Raw genomic sequence first — 18,995 nt, 5'->3', positions numbered from 1 at the left:
GTACTGCGGCCCCAGGCTCGCGCCCTCCTTGCCCGGCACCAGGCGTTCGGTACCAAACCCCAGCACCTGCACGGTGATCACCGACGGCTGACGCTGGCGGGCCGCGGCCTGCTGCTGGCGCACCGCATCTTCGGCGGCCTGGGTCGCCGACGACGCCGCCGCACTCGCCGACGAGATCGCGCCGGTGTTCACCGCCGCCACCACCGGCATGCCCTTGGCATCACCCTGCACCTGGATGTTGGCCGCGTTCACCACCTGCAACGCGGCAATGTTGACGTTGCCCGACACCCGGATGCCCGCCTCCCCCGCATCGATGGTGCCCAGCGGCGCAATCAGGTCGATGTCTCCTGGCGGCACTTCCACCACCGGCGCCAGGGTGGCGATACCCGCACCGGTACTCGGCACCGTGGGCGACAGGCTGCTGTTGCCCCAGGTGTCGTACAGCCGGCGCGGCGGGGTGTAGACCACCGTGGTCTTGGAACCACGCCCGGCGTTGATGTCGCCCTCGGCCGACCAGCCCAGAATCGACCCGCCAAAGGTGGTCATGATGCGGCTCTGCCCCAGCAGGATGCTGCCACGCGCGTACAGCTGGATATCGCCGTTGCCCTGGGTGATCACCCCGGCACCGGCCGGCGGCGCCTCGCCCTCCACGCCGAACACCTGCTGGCCACCGGGGGTGAGCATCTGGATCGCGCCCCCCACCTGGGTACGTACCCCGGCCCCGCCGAACATCAGGATGTCGCCGTCGTAGCGGATCGGGTTGCCGGCCACGTCCTGCTCGGGGAACAGCGCCGCGATCGCATTGCGCCCGCGCAGGTAGCTGCCCTGGCGCGGCCCACCCACGGTGTTGTACTCCAGGCCGCCGGCACGCAGCTCGGCAAAGTACACCTGGCGCGCAAACACCGCCTGCTCGGTCGCCGGCAGGCTGGCGAACCGCGCCCGCGCCTGGGCCGCATCGCCCTCGAAGGCGTAGCGCTCGGCCAGCCATTGACGCAACTCCTCGGCGTAGGTCTTGGCCACCTTGCCCGGCTGCGCCGCCAGGCTCTGGTTGCTGTCGGCAAGGTTGGCCGGGTTCAGGTACAGCTCGGCAAAGCGCGCATACCCTGGCCCCTGGGCGCCCACACCGGCCTGCAACACCAGGCTTGCGCCGGGGCGGTTGTCGCCGGTGACGATGGCGCCCAGGCTGGTGATGGCCGCGCGGTCCTCCTGGCGCAGGTCACGCCCGGCACTGACGGTGAGCGTGCCGGGGCCGGCCACGTTCAGGCCACTGAACAGGATGTCGCGCCCAGCTACCACCTGCGAATGATCGGTGGCGTGGTTGTGCACGAACAGGTTGCCGCTGGACAGCGCCAGCGCACCGACGATGTCCGACATCATCGCCGGCACGTAGGTGGTCTCGCCAAGGCCGGTACCGCTGTACACGATGTCGCGCCCCGCCATCATCCACACCGGTGCGGCGCCCTCGTACCAGACGGCCCCATTGCGCGCATTGCCGAAGTTCAGGACCTCGCCCGAGCGCACCCCCACCAGGTCGCCGCTCACGGCGTAGATGCGCGCCGGCTGCAATTGCCCGTAGGCATTGGCGGTGCTGGTGCTGCCAAAGGCGAACAGCGGGAAGCGACCCGCTTCCAGGTCTGCCGCAATCCCGTCTGGCCTCTGGTTGCTGACGCTGTGGCCGTTGTAGCTGCCGATGAAACCCGGGTTGAACGGCGTAGCCAGGGCCGACGGTGCGGCGCCGGACTGGTTGATCGCATAGCCACCGGCGTAGATCGAACCCTGCGCCACCAGCTGCAACTGGGCATTGGCCGAAGGTGCCAGCAGCAACGAGTAGCCACTCGCGCCCTGCAGCCGGTTCTTCTCCCGGTACTGCGCGGAGTTCCCGTAGTACAGGTTGCCGGAGGCCGCCACCGCACGCAGGATCGACGGGTAGACAAAGCGCCCGTCGGTGGGCGAGGTATCCAGGCCGGACAGCGCATCACCGCTGACCGGCTGGGTCAATTCGATCAGTTGGGTGCTGGGGGTCAGGTCACCGCCCGCCGAGAACAGGTCGATGGCAGTGTTGGCCGTCCACAGGCTGAACCAGCTGTTGCCGCCCCCCGCCGCCGTGCCGAACGGCGTGGTGTTGAGCGTTGGCACACGGCCCGGGTCGGCCGCCGCCCCCAACACCAGGTCGCCCCGGGTGCTCAGTTGCACCGTGGCGTCGCCGGGCACCACCACCAGGCCGCCTTTGGCGCTGGCCAGGGTGGCCTGGAACGGGTCGTAGGCGCGGGTTTCGTGGCTGTCCTGCTGTATCCCGAGCGCGCCGTAGGCACGGTCGATACCGCCCAGGGCCGCTGCCGACACCTGCAGGTTGCCGCGCAAGTTGACCAGGGTACCCTGCAGGTCATGGGCGGCCACGCCCAGTACATCGGCGTTGTCGCCACGCCCCAGGGCCGCCTGGGTCGGGTTGACGGCGCCGCCGACCTTCAGGTTCAGGTCGCCGCCACCGCCCAGCGTCAGGCTGCCATCGCGGCCCACGCGGCCGGTGCTGCCCACCGCCAGCTGCAGGGCCTGGGTACGTGCGCTGTCGTCCCACTGCGTGCGGTACTGGTCAGCGGTATTGCCGATCACATCGAGGGTGCCGGCCTGCCCGCCCACCGTGACATCGAGGTTGCCCCCGCCCAGGGTGCCGAAGCCGGTGAAGCCGGCCACCACACTGTTGCGCTGGTAGCGCACATAGGTGCCGAAGTTGATCCACCAGGCCGTGGGTATCTGCTCGTCTGCCGCCAGCGCGTTGCCACTGCCCTGGCGCCACAGCCAGTTGCCGACCTGTGCAGTGGGCAACTGGTAGGCCAGGCGGGTCAGGCTGCCATATTCGCGGCTGAGGGAGTTGCCCGTCAGGTTGCCCCCCACCGTCAACAGCAGGTTGCCGCCCTGCTCCGGGTACCAGGCCTGGTACAGGCTCTGCGCGCCGCCATCGACCAGCGCCTCGTAGCCGCCGAGAAACTCCGGCAGCACCTGCCCGTCATTGGCCTGCCCGCGTGCCAGTTGATAGGCGGCGGGCACCGGGGTCGCCGTACCGGCGGTGTACACACCGAACAGCGTGGTCATGTCCAGGTTGCCGGCGGCGATCAGGTCCAGGTCACCGGTACCGGTACGCAGCACGCTGTAACGCGAGGCGCCGCCGGGCACCGTGTCGTGCTCGGTGTTGCCCGGCGCGGTCATCACGCACCAGGTGGGGAACTCATCGCACAGGGTGGGGTAGCCAATCGCATCGAAGTCGATCAGATCGCCCGGCCTGGCATCTGCGCCAAACCCGTCGATGCCTTCCTGGGTCCAGGCCAGGCCACCGCCGGCGGCCGGTGCCCTGGCGCACCAGGTGGGGAACTCGTCGCACAGCGTGGGGTAGCCGATGGCGTCGAAATCGATCAGGTCACCGGGCCTGGCGTCCACGCCAAAGCCGTCGATGCCTTCCTGGGTCCACACCAGGCCGCCGCCGGCAGCCGGTGCCCGGGCGCACCAGGTGGGGAACTCGTCGCACAGCGTGGGGTAGCCGATGGCATCGAAGTCGATCGGGTCGCCGGGCTTGGCGTCCACACCAAAACCGTCGATGCCTTCCTGGGTCCACACCCAGCCGGCACTGGCGCCTACCGCCAGCATGCCCACGTGGTGGTCGGCCAGGCGCAGGCGCCCGCTGGCGTTCGGGTCGGCCAGGCGCGGGTCGGCCGCCGTGGTATCGGCACCGGCCACCACGCGCAGGTTCCACGACTGCGAACCGGCCGGCAGCATGCTGGCGACCGCCCAGTTGGTGCCCTTGCCCTCGCTGCGCAGCGCCACCGAGCCCACGCCCCCCAGCTTGATATCGGTGCGCGGCGGAATGATCGCGCCGCGTTGCAGCACCAGGTTGCCCGCCAGCAGCACCAGGTCATCGGCGCCACCGTTCAGCAGGTGGCCCGGATCGGACGGCAGTGCCACGCCTTTTGGCCAGGTCATGGCCGTGACGGGCGTGTTGACCACCAGCCGCGTGCCGGCGCCCAGTTGCATGCCCGCTTCCAGGCGCAGCGGGGCCTCCAGGCGGGTGCCCGCCGCCAGTGCCTGGCTGCCGTCGGCGTTGTAGAGCGCCGCCGAGAGCACGGTGCCAGCCGGCAGCTCGATCGCGGCCGAAAGGGTTGCACGCACTGGCAGCACAGCGCCCGAGGCCAGCACGCGCGCTTGCATCGGCAGGTCGTAGTTGAGCACCTGGCCGGCCAGAAAACCGGTGCCCTCGTGCAGCTCGACCCCACCGTTGGGCACCACCACCTGGGCGCCATAGGCCAGGCGCCCTTCCAGCAGCACCCAGCCGCCGTCGTCCTGGGTCTCGGGTGGCGGCGCGAAGCCGTCGTTGATGCTGCCCAGCACCTCCACGTCGCCACCGGCACGCAGGCTCAGGCTGCCGGCCTCGCCTGAGCCGTACACCGCGCCGGTCTTGTGCACGTTGGGGTTGAGGCTGGCGTAGCGGTAGCGCGACAGGTCGAGGTCGCCGCTGACCACCAGGTCGCCGTCGGTGATCACTTCAAGCCCCGGGCGCAGGTGGAACTGCTGGGCGTAACCCTTGACCAGGCCGGCGAGCTTGCCGTTGACCAGCGCCGTGTTGGCCAGGGCGCTGTCGATGAACTGCACGCTTTGCGCGTGGCGTGCGTCGAGGTAGGCCTGGTCGATCTGGACATAGGGCTTGCCGCTGACATGCGGGTCGACGCCCTGCGGGGCCGCATCATCGCGCGCCATGGCGAACAGGTCGATGCGCTGCGCACCAAGAATCGACAGCGCCTGCGAGGCGTCGATGGCGATGTCGCCATGGGTCGGGTCGTCGGCCCGCAGCCGCGGCGCATACAGCGCCAGGGTGCCGCGCTCGCGGCCATCGTGCTGGCCGGCGGCGCCGCCCAGTGGTGCGTCGGTGCCATGGCGCAGGTCGATACGCACGCCACGCGCCAGGGTCAGCTGCCCGGCACCGGCATTCAGCTCCACCGTGGCCCGGTTGGGGCTGTCGATGATCTTGCCGTAGCTGTCCACGCGCAGCACGCTGCCATGTGCATCGAGCACCGCGCCCTGGGCCAGGGTCAGGCCATTGCCGGCGGCCAGGCGAATGCTGCCGACACGCTCGCCGCTGGCATCGATCAGGCCGTTGACACGCAGATGGCCGTTGTCCAGCGACACCTGCACCTGGTTGGCGCGCACCCCGTTGCCGATCTGCAGGTCGCCCTGCTTGAACTGGAAGCGCCGGCTGCCATGCACGCCGCCGTCGTTCAGGCGCTGGTTGAGCGTGGCGAAGGCACTGCTCAGGTCACCGGCCAGCCCCTGGGCACGCAGGGTGAAACCCGCACCCGCGTAGGGCACCTGGGTGCCGCCGGCATCGTAGTGGCCGGAGCTTGCGCCCAGGAGGCGGCCTTGCAGGTCGACCTGGCCGGCACTGGCGTCCAGCGCCACCACCTCCAGGCTGCCGGCCTGGTTGTGTTCGGCGTGCAGGTCGATGATCGAGCCGGCCGCCTGGTGGATGTTGCCGTGCTGGCTACGCAGGATCACGTCGCCGCCCCAGCTGTACTTGTCCAGGTCGTTGAGGCTGACCTTGCGCCCGGCCAGGTCCAGTTGCGCCGCCTGGCCCAGGCGCAGGTCGCCCTGGCTGTCGAGGGTCAGCTTGCCGCTGGGCAGTGCCACGCGGGTGTCGAGGTCGATGCGCTGCGCGCTGAACGACCATTCGGCGCCCAGCGCCCCGGCCTTGAGCTGCGCGTCGGCGGTGCTCGGCGCCGCCCCCGCGAGCATCTGCAGGGCACCGCCGACGCGCACCTGGTTGACCGAACCGGCTTCACCGGTCACCAGCGGGGTGCGCACCAGCAGGTTGCCGCCGCTGTAGCGGTAGCCTTCGCCGGTCACATACTCGCCGCGTGACTGATACACCGACAGGCTGCCGCGGTGGTTGGCAGTCAGGCGTTCGCTGGCCAGCAGCGCCACGTCGCTGAAGCCCAGCGCCAGGCGCTCGAACGCCGGCTGGCTGCTGCTCTGCGCCTGCGGGCCATACCCCAGTTCGATGCGCCGGGCTTCGATCTGCAGCCGCCCGCTGCCGGTGCCGGCACCGTTGCCGAGCAGGGCCGGCGCGGCCTGGGTGGCGCCACTCCAGATCAGGTTGCCGGTACGAATGCTGGCCACGTCAGTGGCCGCGCCATGCCCGTAGATCGCCGGGGTGCCCAGCACCAGGTTGCTCAGGCGCGACTTGCCGGTCGCCGGGTCGAGGGTGTCGAGCGCGGTGGTGCCGAAGAAGTTGAGGCTGTCCTGCACGGTCAGCGTCAAGGTTTCCAGGGCCGGCGCGCCACGGCGGGTATCGCCCTGCAGCAGGCGGTCGAGCACCTGCTGGTTGAGGGTCAGGCCGCTGGGCAGGTAGCCCGCCGCAGCGGCAGCGGCCAGGCTTTGCGCACTGCCGACGTTGATCGCGCCCACCGCCAGGGTCAGGTTGCGGGTACCGAAGCGCACCTGGTCGTCGAGGCTGAAGCGGTTGTTGGTGGCGGCGGCAATGGTGCCTTCGGAATACAGCTCGGTCTGGCCGCTGCACAGGGTCAGGCAGCCGCCGATCAGGATGCTGCCCGGCCCGGTGATCGTCCCGCTGGGCGCTTGCGGCGCCAGCACGTCGACCCAGCCATTGGACACGATCAGCAGGCTGCTGTTGTGCGGGTTGTAGAGGTAGCCGTCGCGGCTGTCGTAGGCGGGTGCGCCCTGCCCGAGCGTATCGATGCTCGCGCCTTGCTCTATGTTGATGGCGCCGGCGATGCGCCCGGTAACCATCAGCACTTCGGCGGCCTTCAGGTGTGCGCCACCCTTGAGCACGATGCTGGTGCCCCTGGCATCACCGAACAGCAGCTGGTTGCCACCCTGCCCGTACACCCGCTGCCCGGCATGGCCGATGCGCAGGCTGCTGGCACCCAGGGCGTTGAGCTGCGACGCGGCAATGGCGGTTTCGCCGGCACCCGGTGTGGCGGGCGCGTTGTCGCCGTGGATCACCAGGGTGTCGCCGAACAGCACCGTGGCGATGCTGCCGTGGCCCTTGTCCGCCGGTTTTTTCAACAGCACGCCCTGCATGCTGAAGCCGGGCCGCGTGGTGTCGTTATGGCCCAGGTCCAGGGTCAGGCCCTTGGCATCGATGGGCAGCGCGGCACGCGGGATACCCAGGCGTGCGGCATCGTTGAGCAGGAACTGGCTGAAACTGGTTTCGTTGTACTGCGAGTACCGACGCAAGGTGTCGGCACCGGTCAGTATCAGGTGCTGCGACAGGGCATCGCCCAGCCCGCTGCCGGCGATCGAGCGCTTGCCGGTCAGGCCCCATGAGCCATTGCGCAGCGCCATGGCACCTGCCTGCGGCGCGCCGACGCTGGCCTGGCCGTTGACCTCGACACGGTAGGCCCCCGGCAACAGCGCATAACTGGCCGGCAGCAAGGTGTAGGTGCCGGCGGGCAGGCCTGGGATCCCGGCGTCCAGGGTGATCTGCTGGCCCACCAACGGCATCGAACCCGATGGCTCGCCCGCCACCGCTTCGGGCGCCACGCTGGCCTGCACACCGGGCACGATGGCGTACACCGGGTTGTCCGCCAGGCCCGGCAGGCTGAAGCTGCCATCGGGGTTGTTGCGCACCAGCGGGTGATAGCGGGCATCGGTGGAGCCGCCGCGCCCGGAGATGAAGCCGGCGCCGCGCACATCGCCACCGCCGGACAGGTCGATTACCGCACCGGGTTGGACCGCGATGCTGCCACCGCCCAGGGTCACGTTGAGCCAGCCGTTGGGCAGACTCTGGCCCAGCACCGTGCTGTTCAGCGACTGGCCGGCGAAGTTGTACACCAGGCCATCTACCGTGCCGCCATAAGGCATCACCAGGCCGGCGGCACTGACCGAAGTCAGGCTGCCAGGGCGCAGGGTCACTTCGCGGGTGCTGGCGGTGCCCAGTACCAGGGCGCCGAGGGGCGCGCGCAGCACGCCCTGCTGGTCGATGGTGTCGGCCTGTATCGACAGCGCGCCAAACAGCGAATAGGGCTGGGCAGGCGTGGCCGCGCTGCTGCGCGCAATCTTCACATGCTCGGCCTTGATCACTGCCACGGCATTGGTGCCAGGGTAGATCTGCGCCGCGCTCAGGGTCAGCGTGCCCGGCGCCACCAGCCGCGTGTCGTTACCGCCCAGTGTCTTGAGCAGGCGCAGATCGCCGCTGCTGTTCAGGCTGACCTGATGGAAGCCGCGTCGATCGATGCTCAGCGCTTCACTCACCCCCGTGCCGAACTTCAGGGTATTGCGTACGTCGATCAGCGCCGCATCCACCTGCAGCCTGGCCTGATCGGCTTGCGACGAAAGCGCGATACCGATTTGATTGTTGGTGAGGCCCGGCCCGGCCGGCGGCAGGCTGGTGTACCCGGCCAGACGCACATGCGCAGCCGACAGGCGCACCCGGGTATCGGCGCGAGCCCCTTCGGCCAGCCCCAGTGCACCGGCATACAGGTGCAGGCTGCGCGCCGGTTGCAGCGTCACGTCGTCGGTAAAGCTGATCACGCCGCGGCTGAACAGCGTCAGTGCATCGAACCCGCCCTGCGCCACCTGGGCCACGCTGAGGTGGCCATGGCCATGTTCCAGCTTACCGGCCTGGTTGGCGAAGGCTTCCCCGCGCGGGCTGATACGCAGCTCGCGCTGGCGGATGGCCTCGGCATAGGCCGGGGTGATCGGGTAGGTACCGCTCTCCAGCGCAAGGGTCAGGCTGCCGCCCGCCACGCCAGCGCCACCCGCCGCTGCACGCAACTCGCCGTCCACGTACAGGCCATTGATCGAACTCAGGCTGATGCTGCCGCCCTGGCTGGCCAGCCGAGTCGCGCCAACCCCGGGTACATCGACGCTCATCTGGCTGCCGGACGCATCCAGTACAGCGCCACGCTCGACCACCACGAACAGGTCGGGGGCCAGCGCGCCACCCAGGTTGGGGTCGAAGGTGCTGCCGATGACGATACTGCCGCCCTGGCGCAGCTCGCCATAGCGCTCGCCACGCGCGTCCACGGCGGTCACGGCTCGGGCCGATACGTCGAGCAGCGCCCCGGCGCCGACCCGGATCGCCCGTTGATGCGGCTCGAACCGCACCGCACTGGTCAAGGCCTCCTGCACAACAGTGTCAGCCAGGGTGATCTGCCCGCCGTGTGCCACCAGGCTGCCGTCAACTTGCAGGCCACCGGGGCTGCGCAACGTGATGGACTGCCCGTCATCGACCTGGATACGGCTGCCGCTGGCTACCTGCAGCCAGCGTGACGCCACCTGCTGGGCCGACTGGTCCAGCTCGCTGCCCGCCTGCAGCAGCAGGCGGGCACCGGCGCGCTGGGTCAGGACGCCCTTGGCGGCGTTCTCCAGGTACTGCGGTGGCGTCCACAGCTCCAGCGCCTCGGCCGCCGAACGGGCATCGCCACGCAGGCGATACACCGGCCGCGTCACCTGCACCTGGCTGTCGGCCGCCACCTCCAGGCGCTGGTTGCCCACCACCTCGTAGCGGGCAAAGCCCTTGGCGAAGAAATCGCTGCCCAGGTTCAGGCTGGCCGCCGGGGTATCGGCGCCGATGCTCACGGTGTCGCCGCGCAGGGCCAGCGTGCCGGCGCCCGTGGTGCCGTACCCGCGCAGCTCGCCGCCCAGCAGCAACTGCCCACCGGCCCCGCCCGAGGTCAGGCTGGCCAGGCTCAGGTCGCCACCGGCACCTCCGCGCCAGTTGCCGTCGGGGGTGCGCGCCGCGCCGCTTTCCACACTCAGCACACTGCCCTGGCCCAGGCGAATGTCGCCGGTGCCACGCAGGGCCAGCGAACCGCCGTCCAGCCAGGCCGACAGGTCGGCGGGCTGCGCATTGACGCCGTCCTGGCGCCGGCCGCTGGCCTCCACGCGAACCCCGTCGGCCACCTCGATACGCGCGGCCAGGCCGGCATTGCCGACCCGCAGGCTGTCCGAGCCGCGTTGCAGGTTGCCCAGCAGCAGGTCGCCGCCGTGGCTGACCAGGTCGGCGTTTATCTGCACCTGTGGCGCCAGCAGGCTCAGGCCGGCGCCGTCGGCCAGGTTCAGCGCCTGCTCCAGGCGGATGCTCTCATACGCGGCCACCTGCAGGCCGCCAAGCTCGCGCAGGCGCTCGGCCTCCAGGCGCAGGACGCCTTCGCGCTCGGCCTCGACCGGGGCGTCGAGGGTCAGTGAGCCGCCCTGCACCTGCGAGCCGATCACCACCTGGTGCAGGTTGCCCGCGCCGGCGTTGAGCACGCTGCCCGTGGCGGTGGGCCGGTAGTCGCCAACGATCAGCTGCGCGCCGCGGGCCTGGCTCAGCTGGCTTTGCCGGTAGCCGTCGAGGCCGGCCTGGGGGGCCTGCAGCTGGTGGTCGCCCTTGAAGGTTTCACCCAGGATGTCACCGCCCAGCTGCGCATTGGCGGTGCCGACCACCAGCCGCCCGGCATCGCGGCCAACGGTGTAGCCGTTCTCCAGGCGCTCGCGCGGGGCGATCAGCGGGCTGTAGAAGTAGCGGGTCTGGCCCCAGCGTGCGCTGTGCTGCTCGTAGCCCTTGTACACGCCCTGGTACAGCACGTCGCCAGGGGCACGCGAGAGGTTGTACAGGCGCCCGTCGGCGCCCTTGAGCCAGGTTTGCTTGAGGTAGCCGGTGGCCACGTCCAGCGTGCCGCCCGAGAGGTTGACCAGCGAGCCGGACTGGGTCACAAGGTCGCCCCCGGTGAAGCTCACCGTGCCGCCCTGGGCCAGCCACTCGCCCAGCCCGTGGCTGCGCGTGCCGAGGTAGCCGCCCACTTCCAGCAGGCCGCCGGCGGTGTACCAGCGCTCGCCCTCGTAGCCGTTGGTGCCGGCGGCCACGTGCACCAGCTCGCGGATGTCGACCCACACATCGGTGCTGTTGAGCGCGCCGCTGTCGCGGTTGCCCGCCGCGTCGCGCTGCTCGTTGCCCTGGATGTTGACCTTGATGCTGTTGCTGTCCATGGCCAGCTTGACCCCGACCGCGCCCGCCACGTCCAGCACCGCGCCGTCGCGCAGCAGGCTGCGCTGGCCGGCACTCACCGCCACCTGGCCGCCGGTGGCCAGGGTCAGCGAGCCGCCCTGGAAGTCCACCGTGCCGCCACTGACGATCTCCACCCGCGACAGGCTGCGGTCATCGGCCACCGCGCTGAGGTTGTCGAACGCGCCGCTGCGCTGGTTGACCTGCCCGCCCAGGTCCTTGCGCACCGCCTCGCGCTGGCTGTCCAGTGCGCTGCCGGGGTTGGCGTCGATGACGATGGCTGTGGTGCTGCCGGCGGCCAGGGTCACGTTGCCGGTGCGGTCGCTGGCCGCGTTGAGCAGGTGGATGGTGCCGCGGTTGTCGATCGAGCTGGTGGCCACGGCCACGCCCTGCTGGCGCACCTGATGCCCGGTCAGGGTGATGTCGCCCTGGCTGGCCTGGATCAGCCCGCTGTTGCTCACCGTGCCGGCCGTGCTGCCGGCCTTCAGGGTGGTGGCCACCTCGTTGCCGCGGGTGGTGGAGTACGGGTTGCCCGCCGTGCCGACGCCCTTGCGGATGTAGAAGGTATCGCCCGCCGCCAGGGTCGCCTGGCCCTTGGCGTTGATCAACTGGCCGGCGTTCTCCACCTCATGGCCCAGCAGCAGGGTGTAGCCACCGCCCTGGGTGGAGCTGGCCGGGGCGTGGGTCTGGATCAGCGCGCCGCGCTCGACCATGATCTTGCCGGCGGCATCGGTGAAGGTCGGCTGGCTGCCCAGGCTGTCCACGTACAGGCCGCGCTCGGTGAACTGCTGGTCGCTGATGGTGGCGGCGGCCGCCGTCAGGTTGCGCACGTTGATCTGGCTGCTGCCGCTGAACACGATGCCGTTGCGGTTGACGATCATCAGCGTACCGTCGGCCTTGATCGTGCCCTGGATCTGGCTGGGCGCGACGCTGTTGCCGACGCGGTTGAGCAGCGCCCAGTTGGCGTCCTGCTGGAAGGTCAGCTGGGTGTCGCGGCCGACGTTGAAGGTGTCCCAGTTGAGAATCGCCTTGTCGGCCGTCTGCTTGATCGTCACCTGGGTGGTGCCGCCCTTCTGCGTCTGTACCGGAGCCTCGGCGTTGGTGAACAACGGCTTGCCATTGGCATCGAGCAGCGGGTTCAGGCCATTGCCGCCCAGGCCGTTGTGGATGCTCGAGGGCGCCGCCAGCGCGGCGGCGCGGCCGGCCGCCTGGGCAGCCTGTTGCGCGGCGATGGCGGCCACGGTGTTGTTGAGGTTTTGCAGCGAACGCTGCAACTGGGCATTGGCACGCTGCTGCTGGGCCAGCGGCGGTGGCAGCCCCGGCAACTGCACCGCACCGCCCTGCCCGCCCGTACCGCCGGCCTGCGGCGCGCTGCCCTTGGCCGCGAACCAGGCCGAACTGAACGCCGCAGGCGCCGCCTGCACGCTGCCGGCCAGGGCCAGCAGCGCAATCACCTGGGCCAGCGGCTTGAGCCGCAGCAGGGGCATATCGGCCTGACGGTGGGTACGGTGGGAGGGCGAAGCAGCAGTGCCAAGGCGCATTGCAATCAATCCTTTTCTGGTCCATCGCGGTAATGGGGTGCCACACGCCGGTGCGGCCGGTGACCTATGACATAGGCGGTTGCACGGGCGGCAGACCGAACCTTTGTCACGCAAAGTTCATGTGATCGGTGGCGTTCTGAAACGCAAAAGCCGGTAACGGCGCGAGCCGTTACCGACGGGGTACAGCGACAGGCGTCGGCGCGGCTTAGGCCGGGCGACCCTGGGTGTTGCACACGCTGAGGTTGTTCACGCCCAGTGCGCCGGACTGGTTGGCGAACTGCAGGCGAACGGCGTTTTTCCAGGCTGGGCTCAACGGGATCAGCTTCTGCGCGATGATGGCCGCATCGTTGTTGGTGGTGGCGCCGTAATGACGGTTCAGGAAGGCGACGACGGCGGTGCCGTCTGCGGCGTCCTTGTAGCACTGACCGAAGATCAGGTTGGTGTAGGCAACGATGGAGTAGCCGGTGGCCGGGTTGGCCAGCACCGGGGCCCAGTTCTGCGGAATCGCGCGTGCGGCGGCGGTGGCCGGTGGCGCAGCGTTGGCCAGTGCAGTCTGCACGTTGCCGACGGTTGGCAGCAGGTTGTTGACGCGAGCGACCTTGGCGTTGTTGGTGGCATCCACGTCTTCAGGGCCTACATAGCCGATGGCGTCTTCGGTGCCGTACACCGAGGTCACGATATCGCCGCTCAGGGCAACACCCTGGAACGTGGCAGGCTCTGCACCGACCTGAGCGGTGGTGAAGGTGCTGCTGACGCCGAACTGGGTCGGGCACTGGCTGTTCAGGTGACGGGTGAAGATCTCGGAGGTGCCGCTGCTGCCGCTGCGGTAGAACACCTTGATGGCCTTGTTCGGGTAGCTGGCGTCGATCTGGTTCCAATTGCTGATCGAACCCGAGAAGATCCCGCACAGCTGGGCGCTGGTCAGGTTCAGGTCGTTGACGGCAGTGCCGTTGGCCAGCTTGAGGTTGTACGGGATGGTGACCGAGGTGGCTGCCGACGGAACCTGGATCAGCGGGCCCCACTTGTTGGCGACGTCGTTGCCGGCGCTGTTGTGGTCCAGGTTGTAGGTGTTGATTTCCGCATCGGAAAGGATCGAGTCGCTGCCTGCGAAATCGACGGTCACACCGGCGGGCTTGTTGATATCGGCGGCACGGTTGAACAGGAAAGCCGACTTGCCTTTACCGCTGCCAACACCGGTGTAGGTGTCGAAACCGGCGCCCAGTACGCCTGGGGTGGTGTACAGGCCTTGTGGCAGGGTGGCACCGCCACCGACAACCGCTGCCATCGATTGAGCCGAAGCCAGTGCGGCAACAGCCAGCGAGGCTGCGATCATAGTGCGCTTAAACATGAAGAAGCTCCTTTCGTCGTGTTCGTACGTTGAGGTGAGTCGCGCTTGCATGTCACGGTGGCGTGGCGCAGCGCCTTGATCCAGAGGGCTTGCTGGCCGATCCACGAGGCTTAGGTTGGCAGTGCGCGGTGACAGTCAGAGGAAAAAACATCGGGAGCTTGGCGGGTAATTTCTCGGGTGTTTTCAAGGCCACAGTGCGGTCCTTCGCCGGCAAGGCCGGCTCCTACAGGGGTTGGTGTGATCCTGTAGGAGCCGGCCTTGCCGGCGAAGGCGTCAGCCGCAACACCGCAGCAACCTCCCGGATTCACCACCCGGCCGACTCGGGTGTTCACCCCGCGCAAGAAACAATTCACTGCACCAGCTGGTTGATCTCGATGATCGGCAGCAGCACCGCCATCACGATCAGCAGCACCACCGCACCCATCACCACGATCATCAGCGGCTCCAGCAATGCGGTCATGCCCATCGCTCGGCGCTCGATGTCCTTGGCCAGGCTCTGCGCCGCGCGGTCGAGCATCGGCGGCAGGTTGCCGGTCTTCTCGCCGCTGGCGATCAGGTGGATCAGCAAGGGCGGGAACACCTTCTCCACCGCCAGCGCCGACGCCAGCCCCACGCCTTCGCGCACCCGCGCCGTGGCCTCGCTCACGCACTGGTCGAGGCGGTCGTTGGCCAGGGTCTGGCGCGCCGCCTCCAGGGCCCGCAGCAACGGCACCCCGGCACTGCCCAGAATCGCCAGGGTCGAGGCGAAGCGTGCGGTGTTCAGGCCCAGCACGAAGCGCCCCAGCAACGGCAGGCGCAGCACCCGGCTGTGCCAGGCCAGGCGTGCCGACGCGCCGCGCAGGTACACACGCCAGCCCCATGCCCCGGCCACCAGCACGATGAAACACAGCCAGCCCCAGGCCCGGATGAAGTCGCTGGCGTTGAGCATCGCCAGGGTCAGCCCCGGCAGGTCCTGGCGCGCCTGGGTGAAGGCGCTGACCACCTGCGGCACCACGTAGCTGAGCAGAAAGATCACGATGCCGATCGACACCAGCCCGACCACGCCGGGGTAGATGAACGCGGTGAGGATCTTGCCGCGCAGGGTGTTGCGGTCTTCGATGTAGTCGGCCAGGCGCTCCATCACCTGGGCCAGGTCGCCGGACTCCTCCCCCGCCGCGATCAGTGCGCGGTAGATTTCGGGAAAGTCCCGCGGGCGCGCCGCCAGCGCGTCGGCCAGGCGCATGCCGCTGCGCACGTCGCCGCGCACCGCGCCCAGCACCTGGGCGATGTGCTTGCGTTCGGCCTGCTCCAGGGTCGCGCTCAGGGCGCCCTCCAGCGGCAGCCCGGCGGCCAGCAGGCTGGCCAGCTGGCGCGTGGTCCAGGCCAGGTCCGCATCCGACAGCTTGCTGGCGAACAACCCGCCGCCGGCACTGGCGGCAGGCTCCGGCTCGACCTGCAAGGCGCTCAGGCCCAGCCCGCGCAATTGCCCGATCACCGCCGCCGGGCTGTCGGCCTCCAGCTGGCCACGGCTGATGCGCCCCTGGGCATCGGCGGCTTCATAACGGTATCGGCTCATCAGGCGTCCCGGGTCACACGCAGGATTTCTTCCACGGCGGTACTGCCGCTGTCGACCCAGCGCTGGCCGTCCTCGCGCATGCTCAGCATGCCGGCCTGGCGCGCTGCGGCGCGCAGGGCCTGTTCGTCGGCGCCCTGGTGGATCAGGCCGCGAATCGGGTCATCGATGCAGAACAGCTCGTGGATCCCGGTACGCCCGCTGTAGCCGGTGTGGTTGCAGTTGGCGCAGCCATGGGGGCGAAACTGGCCGGGGGCATTCGGGTCGGGCTGACGGCAGTGCGGGCACAGCCGCCGTACCAGGCGCTGGGCCAGCACGCCGAGCAGCGCCGAGGCCAGCAGAAAGGGTTCCACGCCCATGTCGAGCAGGCGGTTGACCGCCGACACGGCGTCGTTGGTGTGCAGCGTGGCCAGCACCAGGTGCCCGGTGAGCGAGGCCTGCACCGCGATCTGCGCAGTCTCCAGGTCGCGGATCTCGCCGATCATGATGATGTCCGGGTCCTGGCGCAGGATCGCGCGCAGGGCCACGGCAAAGGTCATGTCGATGCGCGCATTCACCTGGATCTGGCTGATACCCGGCAGGTCGTATTCCACCGGGTCCTCGACGGTGAGGATGTTGCTGACGCTGGCATCGAGCCGCGCCAGCGCCGCGTACAGGCTGGTGGTCTTGCCGCTGCCGGTGGGGCCGGTGACCAGCACGATGCCGTGGGGCTGGCGAATCAGCACGTCCAGGCGGGCCAGCAGCGCCGGGGCCATGCCCAGGGTTTCCAGTTGCAGACGCCCGGCCTGCTTGTCCAGCAGGCGCATCACCACCCGCTCGCCATGCCCGGTGGGCACGGTGGACACACGGATATCGATGGGCCGGCCAGCCACGCGCAGGGCGATGCGCCCGTCCTGGGGCAGGCGCTTTTCGGCGATGTCCAGCTGCGCCATGATCTTGATCCGCGACACCAGCGCCGCGTGCAGCGCCTTGCGCGGCGAGACCACGTCGCGCAGGGTGCCGTCGACCCGGTAGCGCACCACCGAGTGGGTCTCGAAGGGTTCGATGTGGATGTCGCTGGCCTCGTCGCCGGCAGCCTGGGTCAGCAGCGCGTTGATCATGCGGATCACCGGCGCGCCGTCCTGGGTGTCGAGCAGGTCGGTGATCTCGGGCATGTCCTGCATCAGGCGGTCGAGGTCGACGTCGTTCTCGGCCGCGCCGACCGCCGCTGCGGCGCCGCCGTTGTCGCTGTAGGCGCTGGTCAGCAGGCGGTCGAGCTCGTCTTCGCTGACCTGCTCGGCGGCCTGCTCGCCGAACTGGCGGCGCACCTCGCCCAGCGCCCAGGCCGGGGTCGAGGGGCACAGGCGCAGCGGCGCGGCGTGCTCGCCGGCCAGCAGCACCACGCGCTGGGCCTTGGCCCAGGCGTACGGCAGGCGGCTCACCGGGCAACCCCGACTTCATCCAGCGGCACGGCGCGGATCGCCGCACGCGGGGTGCCGATGGCCGCGCCCGCGCGCGGTACGCCCTGCTCGGCGCTGGGCAGCAGCGGCATCTGCGCGTCCGGCAGCGCCCAGGAATGGGCCGGCTTGAGCCCGCCCTGGGCACGGCGGATGAAATCGTAGCGGTTGAGGGTGATGCTGCGCCCCACCTCGGCATCGCGAATGATGTAGGGGCGCAGGAACACCATCAGGTTGGTCTTGCTGGTGGCGCGGCGCTCGTTGCGAAACAGCACGCCCACCCCCGGCAGGCTGGAAAGAAACGGAATGCCGTCGTTGGCCTGGGTGTAGCCGTCCTGCAGCAGGCCGCCGAGCACCATGATCTGGCCGTCGTCGAGCAGGATGCTGGTGTCGATGGCGCGCTTGTTGGTGACCGTGCCGGCGGCACTGGAGGCGCGTTCGTCGACGCTGCTGACCTCCTGGTAGATGTCGAGCTTGACCGTGCCGCCTTCGGAGATCTGCGGGCGCACGTTGAGCTTGAGCCCCACCTCTTCGCGCTGGATGGTCTGGAACGGGTTGTTGCTGGTGCCGCCGCCATCGGTGACGTACTGGCCGCTGACAAAGGGGATGGTCTGGCCGACGAAGATGCTCGCCGCCTCGTTGTCCAGGGTCAGCAGGTTGGGCGTGGACAGCACGTTGCTGCCGCCCTTGCTGGTCAGGGCGCGGGCCAGCACCTTGAGGTCGAGCACCTCGCCGATGCCGGGGATGTTCACCGTGCCGTCCACCACGCCCACGCTCAGGCCGGGGGGCAGCGCGTCGATGCTGTTCCTGGCACCGCGATTGAACCCGGCACCGCCCAGGTTGGCGCCGCCGAACACGCCGTTCTTGCCCAGGTTGCCGGCCTGCCATTGGATGCCGAATTCGTTGGCGTCGTCTTCGCTGACCTCGACGATCAGGCTTTCGATCACCACCTGGGCGCGGCGCTGGTCGAGCAGGTCGATCACCTCGCGCAGGTTGCGGTACAGCGGGTCGGGTGCCGAAATCAGCAGGGTGTTGGTGGTGGCGTCGGCCTGGATGGTCACCCCGCCGGCGGAAAACGCGGTGTTCTGCTCGCTGCCCTGCGAACCGTTGCCATAGGCGTTGCCGGCCTGGCCGAGGCTGGCCCCGTAGGTGGCGGCTGGCGGGGTGGCGCTGGTGGTCTGCGCGGTGTTCGCCGCCGCGCCGCTGCCGTTCTGCTTGCCTGCCAGCAGGCCACCGCCGCTGAGCCTGGCGCGGGCGTCGTCACCGCTGCTGCTGTCGCTCTCGCCGGTGAGCAGCCCGCGCAGGGCCTGGGCCAGCTTGCCGGCCTGGGCGTTGCGCAGGTACACCACGTGCAGGTTGCTGGGGTTGTTCTGTGCGTTGTCGAGCTTGTAGATCAGGTCGCGGGCCAGTTGCGTGCGCTCGGGGCTGCCGGCGCGGATCACCACGCTGTTGGAGCGCGGGTCGCCGATCACGCTGATCTTCTGGGTGGGGTCGTTGCCCTGGGTTTCGAGCAGCTCCGAGACCATGGCCGCGATGTCGCTGGCGATGCCGTTCTGGATCGCCACCACGTCGGTGTCGATGGCGCTGGGAATGTCGATGCTGTCGAGCAGCCGGGCCACACGCTCGAGGTTCTCGGCATAGTCGGTGACCACCACGGTGTTGTTGCCGGGGTAGGCGTTGATCGGGTTGTTGGGCGACACGATGGGGCGCAGCACCGGGATCACGTTGACCGCGTTCTCGTATTGCAGGCGGAAGGTGCGGGTGAGCATGCCGGTGCCGGCATCCTTGCTGTTGATCGGCCCGCCCAGCAGCTTGGCGTCGGCCTCGGGCACCACCTGGCTGACCCCGCCCACGTCGACCACGCTGAAGCCCTGCATGCGCAAGGCCGCCAGCAGCATGGCGTAGGCACGTGTGGCCGGCACCTCGCCTTCGGACACCAGGGTCAGCTGGCCCTTGACCCGCGGGTCGACCAGAAACTGGCGCCCGGTGGCCCGCGACAGGGCGCGCACCACGGCCTGGATGTCGGCGTCGACGAAGTTCAGCTGCACCGGCTGGTCGCCCAGCGGGTTGCCCGGTGCGGCACTGGCGCTGCCATCGCTGTGGGGCCTGGCGCGGTGGGCGGGGG

5 protein-coding genes are annotated in these 18,995 nt (G+C 69.5%); all 5 read right to left on the bottom strand.

What is annotated here, in order from left to right:
• Positions 1-12,534: filamentous hemagglutinin family protein (locus tag JZZ72_RS25995; RefSeq protein ID WP_236066339.1), on the bottom strand; the 12,534-nt coding region annotated here is incomplete at its 3' end.
• A gap of 205 nt (positions 12,535-12,739) precedes the next feature.
• On the bottom strand, positions 12,740-13,882 hold the full coding sequence (locus JZZ72_RS25990; protein ID WP_043860338.1) for a substrate-binding domain-containing protein: 1,143 nt from the start codon (positions 13,880-13,882) through the stop codon (positions 12,740-12,742).
• 349 nt (positions 13,883-14,231) lie between these two features.
• Positions 14,232-15,437, bottom strand: coding sequence for a type II secretion system inner membrane protein GspF (gene gspF, locus JZZ72_RS25985; protein ID WP_054916085.1), 1,206 nt, complete (start codon positions 15,435-15,437; stop codon positions 14,232-14,234).
• Positions 15,437-16,855 (bottom strand): type II secretion system ATPase GspE, encoded by a 1,419-nt coding sequence (gene gspE / locus JZZ72_RS25980; RefSeq protein WP_058541159.1) that lies wholly within the window; start codon positions 16,853-16,855, stop codon positions 15,437-15,439. The genes gspF and gspE overlap by 1 nt, the downstream gene beginning before the upstream one ends.
• The coding region (gspD, locus tag JZZ72_RS25975; protein WP_210015392.1) for a type II secretion system secretin GspD at positions 16,852-18,995 on the bottom strand (2,144 nt) is incomplete at its 5' end. The genes gspE and gspD, both read right to left, overlap by 4 nt.

The organism is Pseudomonas palmensis, assembly GCF_017848315.1.
GTDB lineage: Bacteria > Pseudomonadota > Gammaproteobacteria > Pseudomonadales > Pseudomonadaceae > Aquipseudomonas > Aquipseudomonas palmensis.
The sequence above is the reverse complement of the archived record's forward strand: the minus strand, read 5'-3'. Positions and strand labels throughout refer to the sequence as shown.